This is a genomic window from Stenotrophomonas veracruzanensis (assembly GCF_032911525.1).
In the GTDB taxonomy this organism is placed as follows: Bacteria; Pseudomonadota; Gammaproteobacteria; order Xanthomonadales; family Xanthomonadaceae; genus Stenotrophomonas; species Stenotrophomonas africana.
Map to the genome: position 1 here is coordinate 109,805 of NZ_JAWJTI010000004.1, position 23,456 is coordinate 133,260.

The following is a 23,456-nucleotide window of genomic DNA, read 5'->3' on the forward strand; positions in this document are numbered from 1 at the left end:
TGGGTACGAGTGGAACGAGGGCGGCAGTGTGGGTGGGTGCGTCCGCACTGTCAACCATCTATTAATCAAAACGGTTTACAGTCCGGCCGTTCAATCAAGTCCGAAGGATGCGCCGCATTTCACCGCATCCTGCAAGGCCTCCGGCCACAGTGGCCGCTGCCCAACGCAAGCGCTGGCGCGCAGACTCTTTCCCATGATCGATCTTTACCGCCTCCGCGTCCGCATCACCGCGCTGGTTCTCAGCGAGGCCTGGCGCCGCCGCGCCGCGCTCTGGGGCGGCGCCGTGGCCGTGGCACTGGTGGCGATCCTGTTCGCCAAGGCCAGCGACGCCGCGTTCCACCTGTTCCAGCGCATCACCTCGCACTCGCTGTGGTGGGCCCTGCTGCTCACGCCGGGCATCTTCGCGCTGTTGGCCTGGCTGACCGCGGGCGTGCTGAAACCCACCCGCGGCAGCGGCATTCCGCAGGTCATCGCTGCGTTGGACAAGCCAGATGAGTCGTTCCGGAAAACCAACCTTTCGCCTGCGGTGTCGGCCGGCAAGTTGCTGCTGACCTCGCTGTCGCTGCTCGGCGGTGCGTCCGTTGGCCGCGAAGGGCCGACGGTGCATGTGGGTGCGAGCTTGATGTATCTGTTCGGCCGCTGGTTCGGCTTCAAGGATCCACGCGAGCTCTCGCACTTCCTGCTGGCCGGTGGTGCAGCGGGTATCGCGGCGGCGTTCAACACGCCACTGGCCGGCATCGTCTTCGCCATCGAAGAGCTCAGTGGCCGTTTCGAGCATCGATTCTCCGGCACCCTGCTGACCGCGGTGATCGTCGGCGGCGTGGTATCGCTCGGACTGCTGGGCAACTACACCTACTTCGGCCATGTAAGCGCGCGGCTGCCGCTGGGCCAGGGTTGGCTCGCGATCCTGCTGTGCGGCGTAGTGGCCGGGTTGCTGGGAGGCCTGTTCGCGCGCGCCGTGCTGGCGAGTGCGGCGGGCCGCCCGCGATGGCTCGGGCAACTGCGTCAGCGGCATCCGGTTCTGTTGGCCGCAGGCTGCGGTCTGGTGGTGGTACTGCTCGCCCTGGTCTTCGGTGAAGGCGCGTTCGGCACCGGCTACGAGCAGGCGCGCAGCCTGGTGCAGGGGCAGGCGATGGTCGGCCATGAATTTGGTTTGATGAAGCTGCTGGCCAACCTCGCATCGTACGTGGCCGGAATTCCCGGCGGCCTGTTCTCGCCGGCGCTGGCGGTCGGTGCCGGCCTGGGCCACAACCTGGCGGTGTTGATGCCCGGCGTGGACCCGCGCGCGTTCGTGCTGCTGGGCATGTGTGCCTATCTCACCGGCGTCACCCAGGCACCGCTGACCTCGGCGGTGATTTCGCTGGAGCTGACCGACAGCGGCGATCTGCTGCTGCCGATCCTGGCCACGGTGCTGATCGCGCGCGGCGTGTCCGGGCTGGTATGCCGCGTGCCGATCTATCGTGGGTTGGCGGAGTTGTTGATGGTGCCCGCCGTCGCGCCACACTTGCCTTCCAGCGGAAAGGATTTCACGAAATGAGCTACACCATCGCCCCTGAACAGGTCATCGATTACCCGCCCGAGCGCTTGCGCGAGTTCCATGGCAGCGTGGTCGAGTACATCGACAACCGGGTGTTCATGCTGGATCCGGGGCAACTGGTCGGCGAGCCTGCCGCGCAGGCCTACCGGGAGATCGCAGGCGGGATGTTCACCGCCCTGGGCTGGCAGGGAGATGGCCGCATCGAGCTGTTGTGGCTGCCTGCCTTCGTTTTCCCGTTGTCGGAGCACATGGCGGATGTCGGAGTTGGCGTCTGGCACGTCAAGCAGGACGAAGACGGTATCTCCTACCTGTTATCGCCAGTGCCGATGCCGTTCGAGGCACTGCACAACACGCCACACTGGAAGGAGATCGGCCAGGCGGCAGACCGCAGGCGCGGTGCACTGGGCCGAGCGGTGGATGAAGTCCTGCACTATGTATGGGATCCAATAGACATCCAGGCCAATCCGGACTGCCGTGGCGAGTACGCCGCCTATGCAGATCGCATCGAGTCCCAGCTGCTGCGCGGTGTAGGCGAACAGGAACTGTGTATGGCCCTTGCCGGCATGGCGCGCAATGAGATGGGCGTCAATCCGGATGAGTACAGGACCCGGCGTGCCGCCGCCGCCCTGGTGGCCTGGCGGGCATCCCTGCGTGACTGACCCGATGAGACGGACGACGGCACTGCGTCCGCTTTCCTGACCGTCCGGTGTGGTTGCCGGCGATGGTTCCGGCATCGCTGCGCAGGCAGGTTGGGGTATGCCTCTTACCTACCTCCCTCTACCGGCGGATTGGCCCGCAGCGCTGCTTCGCCTGCTCCTGCCGTTGCGTTGCCTGGTCTGCGGCGACCCGGGCCACAATGAACTTGACCTGTGCCGCGCCTGCCTTGCCAACCTGCCGTGGTCCGGGCGCGCCTGCCTGCGCTGCGCATTACCGCTGCCCGACAACGCGCTGATCGTCTGTGGCAGCTGCCGCGAGGAAGCGCCACCGCAGGCCGCTACCCATGCAAGCCTGTTGTACCTGCCGCCGGTCGACCAGCTGCTGGTGCGCTATAAGTTCCATCAGGATCTCGCAGCGGGTCGCCTGCTCGCGCAGTTGATGCAGCGCGCACCGCCGCCCTGGTCATGCCCACCGCTGGTGCCGGTACCGCTGCACAACCGTCGCCTGCGCCAGCGCGGCTACAACCAGGCCGCGGAACTGTGCCGCCTGCTGCCGATGCCGGTCTGGCACGGGCTGTACCGGCGCCGTCATACCGCGCCGCAGTCCGAACGCACGGCCGAACAACGCAGGGAAAATCTGTTCGATGCGTTTGCTGTCCGTGGTCCGGTGCCCACGCGGCTGACCGTGGTCGATGACGTGATGACCACCGGCAGCACGGTGATGGAGGTCGCCGAGACGCTGCGCCTGGTCGGCGCTGCGGAGGTGCGCGTGTGGGTCTGCGCGCGGGCGCCGTGATCGCCCTCTTCATCCCCAGGGGCTAGGATGAGCCCGTTTCCGGATCGAAGGAGTGGCCATGAATTCCCCCTTGTCTCCCCTGTTGTCGGCAGTCGGCCGTAGCTGGTGGATTCTCCTCCTGTACGGCCTGGTTGCACTCGGCTTCGGCATCATCGCCATCGGCTGGCCGCTTTCGGCGGCCATGGCGTTGGCGTGGACGCTGGGCGTGATGGCCATCGTTGAAGGTGTCATCAGTCTGTTTGCACTGATCAGCGGTGGCAGTGGTGCTTCGCGCGGCTGGCTTGCGCTGTATGTCGTTGCTTCACTGGGCTTCGGCATCCTGGCGGTGATCAATCCGCTGGCCACCGCCAGCGTGCTGGTGCTGTTCCTGGCAGCGTGGCTGCTGGTGGCCGGCATCTATCGCATCGTGTTCGCGATCCGCGTGCGCAAGCAGATCCAGGGCGAGTGGCTGCTGATTCTCAGTGGCGTGCTGGCGGTGGTGCTGGGCCTGCTGTTCGTAGCCAATCCGTATGCGGGCGTAGCGGTGACCACGCTGTGGATCGGTATCGGCAGCCTGCTGTATGGGCTGCTGCAGGTGCTGGTGGCGTTCAAGCTGCGGAAGCTGAAGTGAGAGCAACGCTGCCGCTGCTGCTCGGCGCAGCGCTGGCCTTGGATGCATGCCGGGCGCAACGCCAGGTGCCTGGGCAGGCAAGGATCATGCGCCACGCCCCGGCGTCGATGTGCGCCTGAGCGCGGTCGATGCGGCCGGCAATGGCACGCCCGTGCAGTGGCAGGGCGAAACCCTGGCCCTGCGCGAGCCGCCGATTGCCGGCAGTGCCGACATCGCCGATGTGCGCTACGTACTGGACGAGGCCAAGCAGCCCGGCGTGCAGATCCGCTATCGGCCCGAAGCGCACCAGCGCATCCACGATGGCACGGCAGCACTGGTCGGCCAGCGTGCGGCGATCAGCGTGGATGGCAGCGTGCTGATGGTGGCGACCGTACAGGGGCCGTTCGGCGAATCGATGATGCTGAGCGGGTTGTCCAGCGTTGCCGAAGCGCGGGAGCTGGCCAGGCACATCACCGGAGAATGACGGGCGCGGCAACACCCGCGCGCTGCGCGCGGAGGTCGACCAAGGTCAACCGCTACCGGGCGAACCGCGCTTCGATCTCTTCCAGCGACTTGCCCTTGGTCTCCGGCAGCCAGAACGCGGCCACCAGGAAGAACACGAAGGTGCACGCCGCCCAGAACACGAACATGCTGGCATAGCCGTAGTGGCCCACCGTGGGCAGGAAGATCGCGGCAATGGTGGTCGACACGAACTGGTTGATCAGCAGCGCGATGCTCATGCCGTTGGAGCGGATGCGGTTCGGCATCAGCTCGGACAGCGCGAGCCACACGCAGACGCCGGGCCCAACCGCGAAGAACGCGACGAACACCAGGATGCAGGCGGCCACGGCCCAGCCGTGTGCCGGCGGCGGCACCGGGCCGATGCGGGCCTGTTCGATGCGCAGCGGCGCCTGCGCAGCAGCGGCCGGGTCGGCGAACGGGTTCAGGTGCAGTTTGCGGAAGAGCGCGCCGATCACGCTGTCCGGCTGCACGGTGCCGGCACGCTCGATGCGCAGCTCGCGGTCGGTCAGGTTGTCACTGCGCAGAGCGCGCACATTGGTGAAGTCGCCGTAGGCATACGACACGGTTAGCTGCAGCGGCCGGCCTTCGCTGTCGATGCCAGCGCCCAAGCGCTGCCACTGCGTATCGTCCAGTACCAGCTGCAGGCCATCGCCGCTGACCGCCGCCTGCAGCTGCGGCTGCACGTCGGTGCGACCGCGTTCGGCCTGGAAGAACAGCGTCGCCGCTGCCAGCAGGGCCACGCAGATGCCGCCACTGCCAAGCATCAGCAGGAACTTGCGGCCCTTGCGGTCGACCAGCAGAAGCGCGACCACGGTCATCACCGCGTTGAGCAGCTTGATCGCCACGTCGGCGCCGTTGGCGACCGAGCCGGACAGGCCGGCCTGGTTGAGGATGTTCACCGCGTAGGCCAGCACCGAGTTGATGCCGGTGGCCTGGGTGCAGGCCAGCACTACGCACGCGAGCAGGAACGGCACCACATAGCGGCGGCTGAGCAGCGGGTCGCGCTTTCCGCTGCTGCTGCTCGATTCCGGTGCCTGGATCTGTGCAAGCGTCGGCTCGACCTCCGAAGCGGGCAGTACACGCTGCAGGCTGCGGCGTGCATCATCGATGCGGCCGCGGCGCACCAGCCAGCGCGGTGACTCGGACAGCCAGAAGATGCCGGCGCAGAACAGCAGGCCCGGCGCCAGGCAGGTCCAGAAGATGGTGCGCCAGGCGTGGTCCTTCACCGTGAACAGCTCCTGCGCCTGCTGCGCCACAGGCAGTGAGCGCACGGCTTCAGCAGCGGCATCGACCGCGTGGGCATGGTACAGGCCGATCAATGCCGCCAGCACCAAGCCGATGGTCAGCAGCAGCTGGAACATCGCCGCGCCGCGGCCGCGCCGCTCCGGGCTGAGCACTTCGGCCAGGTACAGCGGAATCACCACGCCGATCAAGCCTCCGCTGATGCCCTGCAGCAGCCGACCGAGCAGCAAGGGCGTGTAGCCCGAGGCCAGCGCCATGATCGGAATCGAGGCGGTGAACAGCAGGCCGGCCAGCAGCATCGCGCCGCGGCGGCCGATCAGGTCGGCGACCATGCCGGCGAACAGCGAGGACAGCACGCTGCCCAGCAGTACCGCTGCCACCACGAAGCCGAGTTGCTGGCTGCTGAGCTGCCAGGCGTGGCTGGCGGTCGCTTCAAGATAGGGCAGGGCGCCGGCGATGATGCCGATGTCGATGCCATACAGCAGGCCGCCGAGGCCGCCGATGAAGAGCAGGTAGCGTACGGGCCAGCGCGGAGCGGTGGAAGCGGGTACGGCAGGTGCGGCGGCTGCGGTCATCGGCGTATTCCTGGAATAGCGGGGATGGTGCGTGGCTGAGGCATTGCGCTTGCGCGCTTCATGTAGAGCCGAGCCATGCTCGGCTGCTTTCCGTTCCGATATCGAGGTTCTCCATGCCGCGCTTCGCGCGGTGAGCCGAGCATGGCTCGGCTCTACAGGGAGCCCGCGCGGCGTCCGGGCCGCATCGCGTGCGTCAGGTCAAATCAACTACGCGCCCACCAACCACCACCTGCTGCAGGCGCAGTTCGGCATCCAGCACCACCAGGTCGGCGCGGGCGTCGGGCGCGATGCGGCCGCGATCGTCCAGGCCGAGATACGCGGCGGGGAAGGTGGAAACACGTTGCGAGGCATCGGCCAGGTCCAGGCCCACTTGCACCAGATTGCGCAGCGCCTGGTCCATGGTCAGTGCGCTGCCGGCCAGCGAACCGGTCGCCAGGCGCACGCAGCCGCCGCACTTGTGCACACGCTGCTCGCCCAGCGCGTACTCGCCATCGGGCATGCCGGTGGCGGCAGTCGCGTCGGTCACCGCATACAGGCGCGGAATCGCGCGCGCGGCCAGGCGGATCACGCCGGGATGGATGTGCTGCAGGTCGGGAATGATCTCGGCGTACTGCGCATGCGCCAGTGCCGCAGCCGCGATGCCCGGGCGATAGTGATCGACGCCGGTCATGCCGTTGAACAGATGGGTGAAGCCGGAGGCGCCGGCCTGCAGGGCAGCAACACCTTCTTCGTAGGTACCGGCGCTGTGGCCGAGCTGCACGCGGATGCCCATCGCCGAAAGCGCGGGAATCAGCGCGGTGTGTTCGCCGATTTCCGGGGCCAGTGTCATCACCCGGATCGGCGCCAGCGCGTGCAGCTGCTGCACCAGCGCCAGCGTCGCCTCGATCGTACGGTTGGGCTGTGCACCCAGTCGCTGCGGGCTGATGAACGGTCCTTCCAGATGCACGCCGACGATGCTGGCGGCGTCTGCATCGGGCGCGGCCATGGTGGCGGCCACGCCGTGCAGCGCGTGCTCGATCTCATCCAGGCCGGCGGTCATGGTGGTCGCCAGCAGTGTGGTGGTGCCGAAACGAAGATGGGTGCGGGCGATGGTGCGTGCCACGTCGCCGCCCTGCATCAGGTCCACGCCGGCCGCACCGTGCACGTGCAGGTCGATGAAGCCGGGCAGGATCACCGGCAGCTGCAGGTCATCGGCACCGCTGTGGTCGTCCACCTGCAGCTGGCGCACGTGCGAATCGAAGTGGACGTGGCCACGCCGCCAACCCAGCGGCGTCAGGATGCGGCCCTGCAGGGTGCGGGTGTCGGTCATGCGGCGGGCTCGGCGATGATCACTTCGATGCCCAGCCGCTGCAGCCCTTCACGGGTTGCGTCGTCGATGCCGGCGTCGGTGATGATGGCGTGGATCTGGTCGAGGCGGGCGATGCGGTGCAGGCTGACGCGGCCGAACTTGGAGGCATCGGTCAGCACCACGATGCGGCGCGCGCGCTCGACCATGCGGTGGTTGAGGCGGGCTTCGGCTTCGTCATGGGTGGTCAGCCCGAACTGCAGGTCCAGGCCATCCACGCCCAGGAACAGGGTGTCGAAGCTGTAGGAGTTGAGGCTGGCCTCGGCCTGGCTGCCCTGCAGTGACAGCGACTGCTGGCGCAGCAACCCCCCGGTCAGCAGTACGGTGATGCCCGCCGCATTGGCCAGTTCCCAGGCGATGTTCAGGCCGTTGGTCATCACCGTCACGTCGCGATGTGCGCGCAGATGGCGTGCCAGCGTCATCGTGGTCGAGCCGGAGTCGATGATGATGTTGTCGCCGGGCTGCACCAGGCGCGCGGCGCGCGCGCCGATCGATTCCTTCAGCGGAAGGTTCAGTGCATCCTTTTCATGGATGTCCTGTTCCTGCGGCGGCGTGCGCACCAGCGTGGCACCGCCATGGGTTCGGTTGGCCAGGCCCTGCGACTCGAAGTGGGTCAGGTCGGCACGGATCGTCACCGCCGACACGCCGAAGCGCTCGACCAGATCGGCCACCTGCACCGAGCCGTGCTCGATCAGCAGCTGCAGGATCTGTTGCCGGCGGGAGCGGGTGTTGCGCATGGCCATTCTCGGTTTCGCGGGAAAAGGTAGAGATTAGCCGTTCGCAGCAACGCCGGCAGCCGAGCCTGTGTTCCGCGTGCGGGTTCCGGCCTGGTTGGCGCTGCAGGCACGGGCGTACTCGCCCAGGCACAGGCCGATACGGTGCTGCACCAGTGCCGTGGGGGTGTTGGCCAGGGCGCCTTCGCGCACGGCGCGGTACTGCTCCGGCAGGTACTGGCTGAGCAGCACCAGCGGCGGCGCGTGCTGTTCCAGGTTGGCGAACAAGGTCTGCACCGCCTGTACCAGCGCCGGCTCGCCCCAGTAGTAGCGGCAGCGGTCGCTGAAGGAATAGCTGCGCAGCAGGCGCAGCGCGGCGTCATCGCCCTGGTAGTAGGACTGCCAGTACTTCGGCTGCGCCACCATCACTTCTTCCAGCACCTGCGGCAGGCGCGAGCACAGTGCGGCCGGCAACAGTTCAGCCTCGATCGCGGCCAGCGCGAACAGCGCTTCGCGGTAGGCGAAGGTCGCCGCCGGGCCGACCTTGAGGATGGCGAAGTGGTCGCGCACCAGCGCGTGCAGCCCGCTTTCGCGCTGGTAGTCGGTGGAATGCGCTTCGAACACGATGCGCGGCTGCTGTTCCAGGAAGTCGGCCAGCGTGCTGGCGGCGGCGGCGGCGGCGGCGTACTCGTGCACGCTGCTGTGGTCGAAGTCCACGCCTGGCTGCACCACCATCGCGATCACGCGCTGCCACGCATCGCGCAGTTGCGGCGTGTCGAACGCCTGCTGGTGGATGGCCAGGGTCTGCGCAGCGGCGGCCGGCGTGGTCACCTGCAGGCCCTCCGCCAGCGAAGCTTCGCCGCCGGGAATCGGCACTTCGGTACCGATCACGTAGACCGGCGGCGGCAGGCCATGTTCGGCGGCGGTGCGTTCGGCGATCTCGGCCAGCTCGGCCGAGCGCGCGGCAACGATGGCATCGGGCAGCGGCACCGGGTCATCGGCGCAGGACATGCTGCAATCCAGGTGGATCTTGTGGAAACCGGCGGCGACGTAGGCTTCGATCAGCACGCGTGCGTGGGTCATTGCTTCGCCGGCGGGGCGCTTCTGCCAGGCATTCGGGCCGAGGTGGTCGCCGCCCAGGATCAACCGCTCGCGCGGAAATCCTTCTTCATCGGCCAGGGCACCGACGTAATCGCGGTACTGCGGCGGGGTCATGCCGGTGTAGCCGCCGAACTGGTCGACCTGGTTGGAGGTGGCCTCGATCAGCAGCACGGTGCCATGCGCCAGCGCTACGTGCATGGCCGCGCGCAGCACCTGCTCGTTGCTGCAGCAGACGCTGTACAGGCCGACGTTGGCACCGGCGCGGTGGGAGGCAAGCAGGGTCTGCAGCGGGGACATGGTCAGGCTCCGGACATCAGGAAAACGAGGGTTGGCAGGCGAGCAGGGCGGCACCACGTGCGCCACCGGCATCGCCGAAGCGCGGCGGCACGATCGGCGGTACCTGCACGCCGTTGAACAGATGGGCGGCGATGGCTGCCGGCAGCTGCTGGTACAGCGGCGCATACTGTGAGAGGCCGCCGCCGAGCACGATCACATGCGGGTCCAGGGCCAGCACCAGCGCGGCCAGGCTGTGGCCAAGCAGATCACGATGGATGTCCAGCGCCTTGCGCGCACGCGCATCGCCGGCCTCGGCCAGTGCGATCACCGCGCTGGCATCGGTGGCGCTGCCACCGAGATGACGTTCGATCATCGCCACACCGCTGCCGGACACATAGCGCTCCACGCAGCCCTGCAGGCCGCAGCCGCAGTCCAGCAGCGGCAGGCCGTGGCGCTGCAGCAGATGGCCGGGCACGCTCCAGTGTCCCCATTCGCCGGCCAGACCGTTGAAGCCGGACAGCAGCCGGCCCTGCAGGCAGAAACCACCGCCGGCACCGGTGCCGAGGATGGCGCCGAACATGCTGGGGTAGCCGTCGGCGGCACCGCCATGGGCTTCCGACAGGGCAAAGCACTGCAGATCGTTGCCGAAGTGCAGCGGGCGTTGCAGGCGTGCCTGCAGATCCTGCGCCACGCATTGGCCGGTCAGTGCAGGCACGTTCGCGCTGAGCTGGCGGCCGCTACGGCGGTCACGCACGCCGGGCAGGGCAATGCCGATGGCCGCATCGCTGCGGCCAAGTGCAGCGTCCGCCTCGGCCACCAGCGCCACCACCGCCTGCAGGAAGCCGTCGTAGTCACCCTGTGGGGTGGCCACGCGGCGGCGCCAGGTGACCTGCATCGTCGCATCGCACGCCACCAGCTCGATCTTGGTGCCGCCGATGTCGATGCCGTAGCAGGCGTGGGCGATCAGCTCAGCCATGGTGGATGGTGACGCCCTTGACGACGCGGTTGACGGTGCCGTCCGGGAACGGGTTGTCCGGGGTCAGGCCCAGCGCGGCCGAGCGCTGCAGCGCGAACAGCTGCGCGAAGCCCAGCCACACCGGTGCCAGCCACGGATCGTCCAGCGATGGCACGGTGAGGGTGTATTCGTCATCGGCACCGATGTCCGAATGCGGACCGATCGCCAGGACCTGGCCAGCCACGCCGTCGCGGCGCAGTTCTTCCAGCAGGTCCTGTTCGTAGCGGCGCGCCAGCGGCTGCACGCTGCGCAGCACCACCACCAATGTGTTGCCGTCCAGGGTCGACTTCGGGCCGTGGCGGAAGCCCAGCGGCGTGTTGGCCAGTGCCAGCACGCGGCCGGCGGTCAGTTCCAGCACCTTCAGTGCGCACTCGCGTGCCAGCGCTTCCAGCGGGCCGCTGCCGAGGTAGATGATGCGGTTGAACGGGCGCTGCGCCAGCGCCGCCACCGGTGCATCCCATTGCGCCTGGCCTTCGCGGGCCAGCGCGGCGATCTGCTTCAGGCGCGCCACGCGCGCATCCCACGGCGAACGATCGAACACGGTCAATGCGGCCAACAGCATGCAGGTCAGGCTGCTGGTCATGGCGAAGGCACGGTCGCAGCTGGCCGACGGCATCAGCAGGGTGCAGGTATCGGCACGGCCGGCGCCACGACGGGCCAGTTCGCCATCGGCGTTGCAGGTGATGTCGAGGAAGCGCGCGTCATCCACGTCGCTGCGCACGCGGTCCACCGCCGCCACGCTTTCCGGGCTGGAGCCGCTGCGGCCGAACGAGACCAGCAGGGTCGGGCGGTCGCGCTGCAGGTACAGCGCCGGGTGGGTCAGCAGGCTGGTGGTGTGCACCACGCGCACATCAGCTGGCCACTGCGCGTTGATCGCATCGGCCACCATTTCGGCAATGAAGCCGGAGCTGCCGGCGCCGGTGAACAGCACGCGCTGGTTCGGATCGTTGAGGCTGTCGCCGAGGAAGGCCTGCAGGCGCTCGCGGGCTCGCGACAGGTCCTGTGCAAGGGCTTCCCACAGCGCAGGCTGCTGGGCGATTTCGGTAGCGGTATCGGCTCCGCCAAGGCGCTGCCAGGCGGACACATCGGAAAGCAGGGTGACGTCCATTCGGAGGTTCCAGTTGGGCCAGCGCACCATCTGTGTTTTCTTTCGAAATGTCAAATAGCGAAAGTAAAAAGAAAGAAAATGGAGCGATGACTTTTCCCGCTGCCGAGTGCCCGGGGAAACGAAAGATCGGGCCGAATGCCGTATCGCACAATGCTTAACAGGCACCTGCAAGCGCTTACACAAAGTATTGCAACGCAACAACTTTCGTTTCAATGGAATATATCTTCCTTTTTCCTTTCAATTTGTTGACATCTTTCGAATCGCTGCCCTAGAGTCGGCCCAACCGCTTTCGAAACGCCCGGTGAACGGGTTGGGAGTCCGTGTGGAAATCTGCGTTCGTCGCTCGCCGCTGATGCTGGCCCTGTTGCCGGCATTGATGCTGGCGTCCATGCCGGCCCGGGCCGAGTCGGTCGGCAACCTGCGTACGCTCAGCGCCAGCGCCAGCCACGATGGCGTGCAGGGCTGGGACCTGCAGACCGACAAGGGCGCACGCATCCGCATCGAACTGCCGGCCACCGACATCATCCGCGTGCAGGCCGGCCGCAACGGCACGCTGACCGGTGCCGGCGACAAGGCCGCACCGATCGTGCTGCCGCAGCCCAAGGCGAACGTGCAGGCGCAGCTGGAAGAAGACGCGCAGGAAATCCGCGTGCGCACCGATGCCCTGGTGCTGCATGTACAGCGGCAGCCACTGCGCATGCGCCTGGAACGCCTGGACAACGGCCAGACCACCGCGCTGTGGCAGGAACTGCAACCGCTGGACCTGGATGCCACGCAGAGCGTGCAGGTGCTGTCCTCGCAGGCCGATGAGGGCTACTTCGGCGGCGGCCAGCAGAACGGTCGCTACCAGTTCAAGGGTCGCGAGCTGGAGGTGTCCTACTCCGGCGGCTGGGAAGAGGGTGACCGCCCCAGCCCTGCACCGATGCTGCTGAGCAGCCGCGGCTGGGGCATGCTGCGCAACACGTGGAGCGACGGCAGCTACGATCTGCGCGAGGCCGACCAGGCCACGCTGCTGCACCGTGAAGACCGCTTCGATGCGTACTACTTCGTCGGCGCCGACCTGCCGAAGCTGATCGAGCGCTATACCCAGCTGACCGGCCGCCCGAACATGGTCGCGCGCTGGGCGCTGTCCTACGGCGATGCCGACTGCTACAACGATGGCGACAACAGCAAGAAGCCCGGCACCGTCCCCGAGGGCTGGAGTGACGGCCCGACCGGCACCACGCCGGATGTGATCGACAGCGTGGCCAAGCAGTACCGCGCCAACGACATGCCCGGTGGCTGGATCCTGCCCAATGATGGTTACGGTTGCGGCTACAAGCAGTTGCCGGAAACGGTGAAGGGCCTGGCCGGGTATGGTTTCCGTACCGGCCTGTGGACCGAGAACGGCGTCGACAAGATCGCCTGGGAAGTGGGCAAGGCCGGCAGCCGCGTGCAGAAGCTGGACGTGGCCTGGACCGGCAAGGGCTATCAGTTCGCGATGGACGCCAACCGCCAGGCCTTCAACGGCATCCTCGACAATTCCGATTCTCGCCCGTTCCTGTGGACAGTAATGGGCTGGGCCGGCATCCAGCGCTATGCGGTGGCCTGGACCGGCGACCAGAGCAGCAGCTGGGATTACATCCGCTGGCACGTGCCGACCCTGGTCGGTTCGGGCCTGTCCGGCATGGCCTACGCCAGTGGCGATGTGGATGCGATCTTCGGTGGCAGCGCCGAAACCTTCACCCGCGACCTGCAGTGGAAAGCCTTCACCCCGGTGCTGATGGGCATGAGCGGCTGGTCGTCGAACGCACGCAAGCACCCGTGGTGGTACGACGAGCCCTATCGCAGCATCAACCGCGATTACCTGAAGTTGAAGATGCGCCTGACCCCGTACATGTACGGGCTGGTGCACGAGGCCGCGCAGACCGGTGCACCGCCGGTGCGTGGGCTGATGTGGGACAACCCGCGCGACCCGCATGCGCAGGATGAAACCTACAAGTACCAGTTCCTGCTTGGCCGCGACCTGCTGGTGGCGCCGGTGTACCGCAGCCAGGCCGCCAGCCGTGGCTGGCGCCGCGACATCCACCTGCCGGCGGGGGGATGGATCGACTACTGGGACGGCCGCCGCGTGCAGGCCGCCGCCGATGGCCGCCAGCTCGACCGCCAGGTGGACCTGGCCACGCTGCCGGTGTTCGTGCGTGCCGGTGCCATCCTGCCGATGTACCCGTCGATGCTGTTCGACGGCGAAAAGCCGCTGGATGAAGTGACGTTCGACCTGTACCCGCAGGGTGATTCGCAGTACACGCTGTACGAAGACGATGGCAACACCCGCCGCTACCAGCAGGGCGAGTCGAGCACGCAGGTAATCCGCGTGCAGGCACCAGCGCAGGGCAGTGGCCCGGTGCAGGTGCAGATCGATCCGGTGCAGGGCCAGTACAACGGCCAGCTGGCGAAGCGTCGTTATGGCCTGCGCGTGCTCAGCCGCCAGGCGCCGCGTGCGGTGCAGGCCGGTGGCCGCGCGCTGCCGGCGCTGGCCGATGCGGCAGCGTTCAACAACGCCAGCGAAGGCTGGTACTTCGATGCCAAGGAGCGTCGCGGCACGCTGCATGTGCGTACCGCCACCCAGGACATCCGCCAGCCGCTGCAGCTGCAGCTGGACTTCGCGGTGGCTGCGGCGGTCGCAGACGACGCCTATCCGGCCGCGCCGGTGCTGGGCCGCGAACTGCCGGCCGACAGCCTGCTGGTGGTCAACCGCCCGGCCGAAGAACCTGGCCATGCGCTGGAAAATGCCTTCGACGACGATCCCAACACATGGTTCCGCAGCGTGCGCAACCAGGCCGTGCGCACCGGTGCCCACGAATGGGTGGTGGGCTTCGGCGAGCGCAGGATGATCGATGGCATCGACATCGCGCCACGCAACGACAAGAACTGGAAGCACGGTCAGGTACGCGACTACGAGGTCTACCTGGGCGACAGCAACGGCGAGTGGGGCGAGCCGATCGCCCGTGGCCGCCTGCAGCTGAAGGAAGGCGTGCAGCGGATCGACTTCCCGGCCCACGCCGGCCGCCTGCTGCGCTTCCGCGTGCTGAGCGTGCAGAACCCCGAAGGCGACGGCGCCAGCAGCACCGACCCGATGGTCACGGCCGCACAGGGCAGCGCCCGCGCGTTTGATGCACTGCAGCCGCGCGACGTAGGCCCGATCGCCTTGTCCACCTTCCACATCCTCGAACACCAGGAACCGGAGCGACCGGCCCGGCAGCGCTATCTCTCCGAGCTGCCGGTGCCGGCCGCGCTGGCCAGCCAGGTGCGCACCGACCAGTCCTTCCGTGGCGATGCCGGCATGCGCATGAATGGCCTGCAGTTCCGCCGTGGTCTGGGCGTCGGCGCCAACAGCCGCATCGATCTGCGTCTGCAGGGCGGCTGGCACCTGTTGCGTGCCGACCTCGGCATCGACGACGCCTGCCGCACCGCCGGTGGCCTGCAGTTCCAGGTCTGGGGTGACAACCGCCTGCTGTATGACAGCGGCCTGGTGAAGGCGCCCGGCGTGGTCAAGCCGGAGCTGGACATCCGAGGCCTTTCCACCCTGAGCCTGCGCACGCTGGGTGCGCAGGGCAGCCAACCCGCCCTGGTCTGCGCCAACTGGGCCAACGCCGTACTGATCGGCCAGGAGGGCGACTCCGCCAGCATCGTCGCCCCATGACCCCCTCGTAACACCGCTCCTCCCCCGCCCATTCCGACTACGGCCCTCGTGGCCGTGGCCCGGGAGCGTTTTGCCCGCCGAACGCCCACGCGCTCACCATTCGCGCCGCACCCCTGCCAGGAGAGAACCCCGATGTTGCCCGCCCGCCACCACCGCCCCCCCTGTCGCTCGATCGCACCGCTGTCGCTGGCCATTGCCGGCGTGCTGCTGTCGGTTGCCGTTCCTGCCTTCGCTCAGGAGAGCAAGGACAAGGCCACCGACCTGGCCCGCATCGAGGTCACCGGTTCCAACATCCGCCGCACCGACGTTGAAACCGCGTCGCCGGTGCAGGTGATCAGCAAGCAGGACATCCAGAACATGGGTGCGCGCACGCTGCTGCAGGTGCTCGACAACCTGCCGGCCGCTCGCCCGGCGCAGCAGGACGCGCGCTCGCTGTTTACCGGTTCCGACGGTGCTTCGCAGGCCAACCTGCGTGGCTTGGGCGCGCAGGGCACGCTGGTGCTGCTGAATGGTCGTCGCCTGTCGTACTACGGTGCACCAGCTGGCTTCCAGACCCAGTTCGTCAACATCGATGCGATTCCGGCCGCGGCCATCGAGCGCATGGAAGTGCTGACCGACGGCGCCTCGGCGGTGTACGGCACCGACGCGGTGGCCGGCGTGATCAACGTGATCACCAAGCGCAACTTCCAGGGTGCCGAGGTCAGCTTCACCAACGACACCTCTTCGCGCATCGACTCCTACGGCGAACGCCAGGCCAGCATCACCGCCGGCTTCGGCGACCTGGCCGAGAACCGCTTCAACATCTACGGCGCGGTGAACATGTACCGCCGCGACGCGATCCCGCTGAGCGATTTCTACGACAAGCGGCCCGACCAGTACTACGTCAACAATCCGAACTACCTCAACAACCTGCGCCTGGGCGTGGGCAGCAAGCCGGGTGAATTCAATCCGGGCACTTACTTCGCCTTCGATCCGGTCACCGGCCGCCGAGTGCAGGAAGCTGCGCCGGGTTGCAGGAACGTGCTGACCAGTGAAGCGGCCGGTCCGCGTTGCGTCTGGGAAACCTGGATGAACAACGAGATCGACGCCGGTGCCAAGTCCGAGCGCAACACCGCCTACCTCAACGGCACCTTCCTGGTCGGTGACAGCACCGAGATCTTCGCCGAGGCGACCTACACCGACATCGACCTGCGCGCCAACGGCGGCACGCCGCGCACCTACGGCACCACCACCGGCAACCCGACCAGCTGGTTCTCGCGCAACACCGGCAACACCGTCAACCAGTTCCTGTACCCGTTCCTGGGCCCGAACAACGAGTACAACCACGCCAGCCCGCAGATGAAGGCGATGATGGGCGGTGTGGTCGGCCTGAATTACCTGCTGCAGGATGCCGGCCCGAACTATTTCGGCCAGCGCAACACCGACAAGAGCTACCGCGTGCTGGCCGGTGCGCGTGGCAACCGGGGTGACTGGAACTGGGAGACTGCCTTCGCCAGTGCCGGCACCCACTCCACCACGTACCAGACGATCAACGTCAACATCAAGGGCTTCGAGAAGGCGTTCGGCCCGTACTCGGTCGATCCGACCACCGGCCGCGTGATCATTTCCGACCACCCGGCATACAAGTTCGGCGAGATCAGTGAAGCCAACGCCGCATTGATCCGTGAAGCGTTCCCGACCTTCGACATCCAGTCGTGGACCCGCCTGCATACCCTGGATGGCAAGATCGAAGGCCCGCTGTTCCAGCTGCCGGCCGGTGAGATGCGCGCCGCGTTCGGCTTCAACGCCAGCCGCGAAACCTTCTACACCCCGGGTAACGCCGATGCAGCCAACGGCCTGATCACCCAGCAGGGTGGTTCCTGGTTCGACGGCAAGCGCAACACCTACGCGCTGTTCGCCGAGACCGTGGCGCCGATCACCGACAAGCTGGAGCTGGATGCCGCAGTGCGCGTGGACAAGTACCCGAACTTCAGTGCCAACGTCGCGCCGAAGATCGGCTTCAAGTACCAGGCGTTCGACCAGCTGATGCTGCGCGGTACCTATTCCACCGGCTTCCGTGCTCCGAGCCTGGCCGAGTCCGGCAACGGCGGCGTGTTCGCGCAGCTGGGTGGCTACCGTGACGAGCTGCGCTGCAATGAGACCAACGCCATTGCCAACCTGCTGTTGAAGTCGCAGCGGGCGGGCGATGTCGACCTGGGCAAGACCCTGCTGAACGTCGATTGCAGCCGTACCGTCGCGCGCATGACCCAGCCGAACAAGGACCTGAAGCCGGAAAAGGCGAAGATCGCCACCCTTGGCTTCGTCTACGAGCCGGCGAACTGGCTGTCGGTGTCGGCCGACTACTGGTTCATCTACCGCGACAATGAAATCGTCGCGCCGGACTACCGCCGGATGGAAGACATCATCTCCTCGTCGCGTTCGCCGATTACCGACAGTGACCGTGCCAACCTGGCACAGCTGGCGGCAATGTGCGCCGATCCGGCCAGCGGCGTGAGCTGCCCGTCAGTGCTGCCGGGCTACTCCGCCGGCAACGTGGCCAGCGTGGTCGGCCAGTACAAGAACCGTGGCAAGACCCTGATCGACGGCTTCGACATTGATGCGCGCAGCCGCTTCTCGCTGGGCGACTGGGGCAACCTGAACATCGGCCTGGCCGCCACCATCGCCAACCGCAACCGTTTCTACATGGATGCGGAGAATGGCTGGTACTACGGCGACGTGGTGGGCTACTACAACAACCCGCGCCTGCGTGCCACGCTCAATGCCGACTGGACCTACAAGCAGGTCACCACCAGCATGTTCGTCAATTATGTCGGTGGCACCAAGTGGGCAACCGACCAGATCGACGAAGAGAGCAACAACAAGGAAACCTGCACCGGCGGCTACCTGGCCCTGCAGAAGAGCAAGTGCGATGGCGCGCCGTCGTGGTGGACCGCCAACATGAGCGTCACCTGGCGCCCGGATGATGCGTGGAACCTGAGCTTCACCGTCAAGAACCTGTTCAACCGCCTGCCGTTCTACGATCCGAACAGCTTCCTGGGTGACTCCAGTGACTACGCAACCATCTTCGGCCGTGGTTACAGTGTGACCATCGGCTACCGTTTCAAGTAATTCCGTTTGCGTGACCCGGCGGGCCGGCTACGGCCGGCTCGCTGCCAAGAGGAGAGATGTTTGCCATGAAGCGTAGGGAATTCATTGCGGCCAGTGCCGCTGTCGCCGCCAGCAGCCTGCTGCCGCAGACCCCGGCTTGGGCACGCGGACGCAAGGTGCGCCTGGCCATGATCGGCACCGGCATGCGTGGGCTGGTGCTGCTGAAAGAGCTGGTACGTCGCGACGATGTCGAGGTGGTCGCGCTGTGCGACATCGAACCGATCATGCTCGGCCGTGCCATGGACATGGTGGCCAAGGCCGGCAAGCCGGCACCCAAGACCTACGGCCAGGACCGTGACACCAACGCCTGGAAACGCCTGCTGGAACAGAAGGGCATTGATGGCGTGATCATCGCAACGCCGTGGGAGTACCACGCGCCGATGGCGATTGCGGCGATGCAGGCCGGCGTGGCCGTAGGCTGCGAAGTGGTGGCTGGCATCACCCTGCAGGACCACTGGGACGTGCTGAAGACCCAGCTGAGCACGGGCACCCCGTACATGCTGCTGGAGAACGTCTGTTACCGCCGCGACGTGATGGCCGCGCTGCAGATGGTGCGCCAGGGCCTGTTCGGCGAGCTGGTGCACCTGCAGGCCGGCTACCAGCACGACCTGCGCGGCGTGAAGTTCAATTCCGGCGACCCCAACCAGCCCTACGACAGCGGCGTGGAATTCGGCCCCAAGGGCTGGAGCGAAGCACGTTGGCGCACCGAGCATTCGGTGGAGCGCAACGGCGAGCTGTACCCCAGCCATGGCATCGGCCCGTGCGCGATGTACACCGGCATCAATCGCGGCAACCGCTTCACCCACATCAACGCCTTCGCGACCAAGGCGCGCGGCCTGCACGAGTACACCGTGGCCAAGAGTGGCGGCACCACCCATCCCAGCACCAAGGTGAAGTTCAAGCTGGGCGATATCGTCACCACCACGCTGGCCTGCGAGAACGGCGAGACCATCCTGCTGCAGCACGACACCTCGCTGCCGCGTCCGTACTCAATGGGCTTCCGCGTGCAGGGCACCAAGGGCCTGTGGATGGATGTGAACCATTCAATCCACATCGAAGGCCGCAGCCCACCGCACCAGTGGGAAGAGTTCAAGAAGTACCAGGACGAATACGAACACCCGCTGTGGAAGCAGAATGCCGAGACCGCTGCCAGCGCTGGTCATGGTGGCATGGACTGGTTCGTCATCCACGCGTTTGTCGAGGCGCTGAAGGCCAAGGCACCGATGCCGATCGATATTTATGACGCGGTGACCTGGAGTGCGATCACGCCGTTGAGCGAGCAGTCGATCGCCAACAGCTTCCAGACGCTGGAATTCCCGGATTTCACTGCAGGTGCGTGGAAGCAGCGCAAGCCGATTTTTGCGTTCGACGGCAAGTACTGATCTGCTCTGTGTAGAGTCGAGCCATGCTCGACTGGTTTTGAACACAACGCCGGGCATCGCCCGGCGTTGCTGTTTGTGGCGCCCCCCTGCCACGCCCATGCTAGGCTCGGCTTCGTGCCGGACAGTTGATGTCAATCGACAGAGAGGAGCTGCCTGATGCGCCTGCTGACCTTCACCTGTCCACTTTGCGGCGCTGCCGGGCAGCGGTTTCCGCTGCTTTCCGCATTGAGACGGCAGGCGAAGACGGCATGCAGGGGATGTGGCGTGGTGCTGCGCTCGGATCCCCGTTTGGGCCTGTATACGCTCTACCTGCTGTATACGCAGATCGTCGTGCTGCTGGCTGCATTGCCCATGATCTGGGCCTATGCCTCGGGTAGATGGTTCTGGTTGGCTGCGATCTGGGCCGTGGTGTTGGTGTTGTCCTGGTTCCCCGGCGTGATCAGGCACGCACGAAGTCCGATCGTGCGCGCCTGCCGGGATCCCGATTACAGCTATGCGCGCAGGCCGGGCGGACCATCCACCGGCGGCACCGCAGAACCGGCGCAGCGCAGCCGCATTCAATGATGGCTGTCGATGGATATTCCACGGTGTTCGCATCCGTCCTGGCTCAATCGGCAGGCCACCGCTCCTTCACCCGGTCCGCCAGCGCCAGCTCGGTATCCACCTGCCGGCTGTCGCGGAGATAGCGGATGCTCAAACGGGTTCCAACGGGACGCTCGCGCAGCAGCGCACGCCAGTCACCCAGTATCCGCGTGGCCACTGCCTCGCTGTCGATCATGATGATGCGGTCATCCTTGCGCAGCCCCGCACGCGCCCCGGCGCTGGTCGGCGCTACATCCGCTACCCGCAATGCGTCGTTCTCGGCCTGCAGCCACAACCCACTGCGGTCGAAGGCATCCGGCTGCGTACTTTCGGCATTGGGCACCAGATAGAGGCGCTTGGCGTCGTAATCGATGCCCATGGAGAATCGGCGCAGCACGCCACCGCCCAGGATCGCACCGTAGTCGGCCAGGGCCAGCGCGCCTTTGTCGGTGGTGGATAGATCACCGACCAGGCCGCTGACCTTGATGCTGCCCATGCCGAGCACACCGAGCCGGGCCGGTCGCGCGCGGCCCGGACCACCGATGCCCCACCCAAGGACCGCCTCCTCACTGGCGCGGTACTTCTCCAGCAGATGATGGGTGAGCACGAATGGGCTGCTCAGGCTCAGCGAGTTGCGTGAGCCGGTGTCCAGCCACAACCGCAGCGGGATGCCGTCCAGTTCGCCGTTCAATACCGGCGCGCGGTCGTCCTGCTCGAACGGCAGCACCACCGCGTTGGCAGGCGGCTGGTAGTGGCCCGGCCGGGTGAAGCTGAGCACGCGCGCGCCGTAGTCGAAGGTGGTGACGAAGCGCAGGAAGGTCTCGTAGCCGATGAAGCCATCGTGCGGCACGCCCATCGAGTTGATCTGCTGGCCGAGGTCGATGATGTGGAACACCGGGTTTGCAAGGTGCGCGCCACCGATGCGCAGGTGGCGGGCCTGTGCCAGGCCCAGGTCGCTGGCGTTGTCACCGGCACCATGCACGCTCAGGCGACCCGCCGTGGTCAGCCCCAGTCGCTTGGCGGCGGTCGGTGTCAGCAGGTTGATGGCGCCGGTATCCACCAGGAATCGCGCCGGCTGGCCGTCCACTTCGGCCTCGACGTAGACATGGTTGTTGATCAGGTCGAACGGGACGCGAGTGGTGCCTCTGGCATCCTCGATGTAGCTGTCGTCGGCCATCGCTGGTGGTGCATACAGCCCATCCGGCACAGGGAAATCCACCCGGTAGCGCTGCACCTGCACGTCGCTGCGCAATCGTGGATCGGCACGGCCTTGGGCATCGAGGGTGTCGGTGATGATGCGATGGGGCAGCAGCAGGCCATCGACCGCCCGGTAGTCTTCCAGCGTGGTGGCGGTGGGTGTGCGCGCGGAGGCGATGACCACCCGGCCGAGCAGGCCACTGCGGGTGTCGAACCAGAGTTCGATCGGGTCCGCGCCCTCCGGCTTCGTGGCCAGGACGGTATAGCGCCGGCCATTCAGAGCCTCGGTGCGGGGCGCGGCAAAGCGCGAGGCGGGATAGGCGCTGGACCAGTAGGCGCGGGTGGCCAGCCACGCCTGCGTGCGCGCGGTGCGGCGTGGCACGGTGCCGTCCAGCAGGCCGACCTCGCCGCCATAGTCACGCCGCCAGGACAGCTGGCCGTCGAACCCCTGGGCGACGGTGAAGGCTCCCAGCTGCGCCTGTTCGGCATAGCGACCGGCGCGCAGGTCCTGGTTGAGCTGCCAGCGCCCGTGCAAGCCACCGAGCGACTGCTCGCCCTCAGCCTGCAGGCGCTGTACCGACAGCCACGGCTCGCCGCCACTGGCTGCACGGGCCCGGGCCAGCACACCCGCCGCATCCCCCACCGCAGCCTGCACGGGAACCGCCAGCATCCACAGCAGGCCGAACATCATCCGTTGCCATCGCATCGCATCACCTTCTTCGTCGGGTCGAGCGCTGATGGCAACGCAGCGGCGGGCGTCGTTCGACCGGGCGTGAAGGATTGGACGTTCAGCCGGACGTGGCGCGGCTGCGGCGGTACTCGCTGGGCGTCTTCCCGGTGGCGCGCTTGAACGCACTGTTGAAGGTGGACTTGCTGCCGAAGCCGGCGGCAAGGCCGATGTCCAGCACGCTGCGTGGGTCAGCCGGGTCGGAGAGGAAGGACTTCGCGGCCGTGATGCGGAAACCGGTCACGAACTCGGAGAAGCTCTGGCCCAGACCTTGGTTGAGCGCCTGCGAGACCTGGTTGGGTGACCAGCCGCTGTGCTGGCTCAAGCCCTGGAGATCGAGTCCCGGGGCCTCATGCAGGCGTTCGCCCTGCATCAATGTGGTCAGCGCGCTGGCGATGGCCGCGCATTGCGCCGCGTCGATGCCCGAGCGCTCGTAGCGTGCGACAGCGACGTCTTCGATGGGCGCGGGGATGAGATTCCCCATGCCCGGTGCTGCGATGCTCATCGGTGCGCGCAGCTGCTGGCGCACTACGTGGCAGGCCAGCAGATACATGCCGGCGGTGGTCAGCAGACTGAGCCCGATGCTGGCCAGCAGTGGAGCGGCATCCGGCGGCCACCGGTTCATCGTGCTGGCAAGCCAGCAGCCCGCCATCACGATCGCCAGCCCGCGCAATCCGCTGTGTTGGATGGCGGTTCCGCGCGGAGACGAAGACGTGCGCAGTGACAGCCACAGCGTGGCCAGCAGGTAGGGCGCGCCCTGCAGCAGCCAGCCATGGAAGCTGAGCTGGAACAGCACCTTGCCCAAGGGCGAGGCCTCGAAAGGCGCAACAGCGTTCAATAGGGAAATGACGAACGCGAGCATTGCCGGCAGCAGATGCGCGAGCGGCAGCAACGATGCGCGGTCCGGCGCAGGCGCCAGCAGCGCACGCGCATGGCCGTACAGCAGCGGGCCCAGAAGATAGACCAGCGGCACTTCGATGACCCGCAACCAGCGTACGGCATCGGGTGAGAGCCAGGCCTGGCCACCCAACAGCACCAGTCCGAACAGGTTCGCGGCGGCGAAACAGGCGAAGAAGGTGGTGAGCAGGTAACTGCCACGCCGAGCGCGGCCGAAGCTCACTCCGGTGGACAACGCGGCCAGGCCGAGAATCGCAGCGCCTGCCGCCAGCTTCAGCAGATCCGGTGGCGTCATGCGCGCAGTGTTGATGAAGCACGCGGCATCGTCCAGCGCGGGCTGGCAGTGTGCAGGCAACAAGAGGGGAAG

At 66.9% G+C, this 23,456-nt stretch carries 16 protein-coding genes and 1 pseudogene; 9 read left to right on the forward strand and 8 right to left on the reverse strand.

All coding sequences use genetic code 11. The features are described 5' to 3' along the window. The first annotated feature begins 193 nt into the window (after positions 1-193). The 5 genes and pseudogenes from R1H25_RS05405 (at position 194) to R1H25_RS05425 (ending at position 4,062) form a co-directional block, all read left to right on the forward strand. Positions 194-1,537 carry a chloride channel protein gene (locus R1H25_RS05405; RefSeq protein ID WP_317222965.1) on the forward strand — a complete coding sequence of 448 codons (1,344 nt, stop codon included), beginning with the start codon at positions 194-196 and terminating at the stop codon, positions 1,535-1,537. After that, positions 1,534-2,196, forward strand: coding sequence for a hypothetical protein (locus R1H25_RS05410; protein WP_317222966.1), 663 nt, complete (start codon positions 1,534-1,536; stop codon positions 2,194-2,196). The genes R1H25_RS05405 and R1H25_RS05410 overlap by 4 nt, the downstream gene beginning before the upstream one ends. 97 nt (positions 2,197-2,293) lie before the next feature. Continuing rightward, positions 2,294-2,989, forward strand: coding sequence for a ComF family protein (locus tag R1H25_RS05415; RefSeq protein ID WP_317222967.1), 696 nt, complete (start codon positions 2,294-2,296; stop codon positions 2,987-2,989). Positions 2,990-3,047: 58 nt separating this feature from the next. Continuing rightward, complete coding sequence (locus R1H25_RS05420; RefSeq protein WP_317222968.1) at positions 3,048-3,599, forward strand: HdeD family acid-resistance protein; 552 nt, start codon at positions 3,048-3,050, stop codon at positions 3,597-3,599. Further along, a pseudogene (locus R1H25_RS05425) lies at positions 3,596-4,062 on the forward strand (hypothetical protein). The gene R1H25_RS05420 and the pseudogene R1H25_RS05425 overlap by 4 nt, the downstream one beginning before the upstream one ends. A 52-nt stretch (positions 4,063-4,114) precedes the next feature. Here R1H25_RS05425 and R1H25_RS05430 read toward each other — a convergent pair. The 6 genes from R1H25_RS05430 to R1H25_RS05455 form a co-directional block, all read right to left on the reverse strand. Continuing rightward, positions 4,115-5,917 carry an MFS transporter gene (locus R1H25_RS05430; protein WP_317222969.1) on the reverse strand — a complete coding sequence of 601 codons (1,803 nt, stop codon included), beginning with the start codon at positions 5,915-5,917 and terminating at the stop codon, positions 4,115-4,117. 193 nt (positions 5,918-6,110) lie between these two features. Further along, the gene (gene nagA / locus R1H25_RS05435; RefSeq protein ID WP_317222970.1) at positions 6,111-7,226 is read right to left on the reverse strand and encodes an N-acetylglucosamine-6-phosphate deacetylase; all 1,116 of its coding nucleotides are present in this window, start codon (positions 7,224-7,226) and stop codon (positions 6,111-6,113) included. Then, complete coding sequence (locus R1H25_RS05440) at positions 7,223-7,999, reverse strand: DeoR family transcriptional regulator (protein ID WP_049444377.1); 777 nt, start codon at positions 7,997-7,999, stop codon at positions 7,223-7,225. The genes nagA and R1H25_RS05440 overlap by 4 nt, the downstream gene beginning before the upstream one ends. 33 nt (positions 8,000-8,032) lie before the next feature. Next, entirely contained in the window at positions 8,033-9,373 is a 1,341-nt protein-coding gene (locus tag R1H25_RS05445) for a D-tagatose-bisphosphate aldolase, class II, non-catalytic subunit (protein WP_317222971.1), read from the reverse strand. 16 nt (positions 9,374-9,389) lie between these two features. Beyond that, positions 9,390-10,328: an ROK family protein gene (locus R1H25_RS05450; protein ID WP_317222972.1), complete on the reverse strand. Its 939-nt coding sequence runs from the start codon at positions 10,326-10,328 to the stop codon at positions 9,390-9,392. Then, positions 10,321-11,475 (reverse strand): SIS domain-containing protein, encoded by a 1,155-nt coding sequence (locus R1H25_RS05455; protein ID WP_317222973.1) that lies wholly within the window; start codon positions 11,473-11,475, stop codon positions 10,321-10,323. The genes R1H25_RS05450 and R1H25_RS05455 overlap by 8 nt, the downstream gene beginning before the upstream one ends. Positions 11,476-11,797: 322 nt before the next feature. Here R1H25_RS05455 and R1H25_RS05460 point away from each other — a divergent pair, with 322 nt between their 5' ends. From R1H25_RS05460 to R1H25_RS05475, 4 genes are all read left to right on the forward strand, one after another. Beyond that, positions 11,798-15,157, forward strand: coding sequence for a TIM-barrel domain-containing protein (locus R1H25_RS05460; protein ID WP_317222974.1), 3,360 nt, complete (start codon positions 11,798-11,800; stop codon positions 15,155-15,157). Between the two features lie 132 nt (positions 15,158-15,289). Next, positions 15,290-18,265 (forward strand): TonB-dependent receptor, encoded by a 2,976-nt coding sequence (locus tag R1H25_RS05465; RefSeq protein WP_099589022.1) that lies wholly within the window; start codon positions 15,290-15,292, stop codon positions 18,263-18,265. Positions 18,266-18,330: 65 nt separating this feature from the next. After that, a complete protein-coding gene (locus R1H25_RS05470) occupies positions 18,331-19,686 on the forward strand; it encodes a Gfo/Idh/MocA family oxidoreductase (protein ID WP_317222975.1) in 1,356 nt (451 codons plus the stop codon). A 156-nt stretch (positions 19,687-19,842) separates the two neighbouring features. Next, positions 19,843-20,250: a hypothetical protein gene (locus R1H25_RS05475; RefSeq protein WP_317222976.1), complete on the forward strand. Its 408-nt coding sequence runs from the start codon at positions 19,843-19,845 to the stop codon at positions 20,248-20,250. 43 nt (positions 20,251-20,293) lie between these two features. Here the strand turns inward: R1H25_RS05475 and R1H25_RS05480 are convergent, their stop codons facing one another. Together R1H25_RS05480 and R1H25_RS05485 are read right to left on the reverse strand one after the other, a co-directional pair. After that, positions 20,294-22,171: an aspartyl protease family protein gene (locus R1H25_RS05480; protein WP_317222977.1), complete on the reverse strand. Its 1,878-nt coding sequence runs from the start codon at positions 22,169-22,171 to the stop codon at positions 20,294-20,296. An 82-nt stretch (positions 22,172-22,253) separates the two neighbouring features. Further along, a complete protein-coding gene (locus tag R1H25_RS05485) occupies positions 22,254-23,447 on the reverse strand; it encodes a helix-turn-helix domain-containing protein (RefSeq protein WP_317222978.1) in 1,194 nt (397 codons plus the stop codon). Between the last annotated feature and the right edge of the window lie 9 nt (positions 23,448-23,456).

Bases quoted from the DNA above. Each gene is read 5' to 3' on its own strand.
- R1H25_RS05405 (WP_317222965.1), top strand. From the start codon at position 194: ATGATCGATCTTTACCGCCTCCGCGTCCGCATCACCGCGCTGGTTCTC.
- R1H25_RS05410 (WP_317222966.1), top strand. From the start codon at position 1,534: ATGAGCTACACCATCGCCCCTGAACAGGTCATCGATTACCCGCCCGAG.
- R1H25_RS05415 (WP_317222967.1), top strand. From the start codon at position 2,294: ATGCCTCTTACCTACCTCCCTCTACCGGCGGATTGGCCCGCAGCGCTG.
- R1H25_RS05420 (WP_317222968.1), top strand. From the start codon at position 3,048: ATGAATTCCCCCTTGTCTCCCCTGTTGTCGGCAGTCGGCCGTAGCTGG.
- R1H25_RS05430 (WP_317222969.1), bottom strand. From the start codon at position 5,917: ATGACCGCAGCCGCCGCACCTGCCGTACCCGCTTCCACCGCTCCGCGC.
- nagA (WP_317222970.1), bottom strand. From the start codon at position 7,226: ATGACCGACACCCGCACCCTGCAGGGCCGCATCCTGACGCCGCTGGGT.
- R1H25_RS05440 (WP_049444377.1), bottom strand. From the start codon at position 7,999: ATGCGCAACACCCGCTCCCGCCGGCAACAGATCCTGCAGCTGCTGATC.
- R1H25_RS05445 (WP_317222971.1), bottom strand. From the start codon at position 9,373: ATGTCCCCGCTGCAGACCCTGCTTGCCTCCCACCGCGCCGGTGCCAAC.
- R1H25_RS05450 (WP_317222972.1), bottom strand. From the start codon at position 10,328: ATGGCTGAGCTGATCGCCCACGCCTGCTACGGCATCGACATCGGCGGC.
- R1H25_RS05455 (WP_317222973.1), bottom strand. From the start codon at position 11,475: ATGGACGTCACCCTGCTTTCCGATGTGTCCGCCTGGCAGCGCCTTGGC.
- R1H25_RS05465 (WP_099589022.1), top strand. From the start codon at position 15,290: ATGTTGCCCGCCCGCCACCACCGCCCCCCCTGTCGCTCGATCGCACCG.
- R1H25_RS05470 (WP_317222975.1), top strand. From the start codon at position 18,331: ATGAAGCGTAGGGAATTCATTGCGGCCAGTGCCGCTGTCGCCGCCAGC.
- R1H25_RS05475 (WP_317222976.1), top strand. From the start codon at position 19,843: ATGCGCCTGCTGACCTTCACCTGTCCACTTTGCGGCGCTGCCGGGCAG.
- R1H25_RS05480 (WP_317222977.1), bottom strand. From the start codon at position 22,171: ATGCGATGGCAACGGATGATGTTCGGCCTGCTGTGGATGCTGGCGGTT.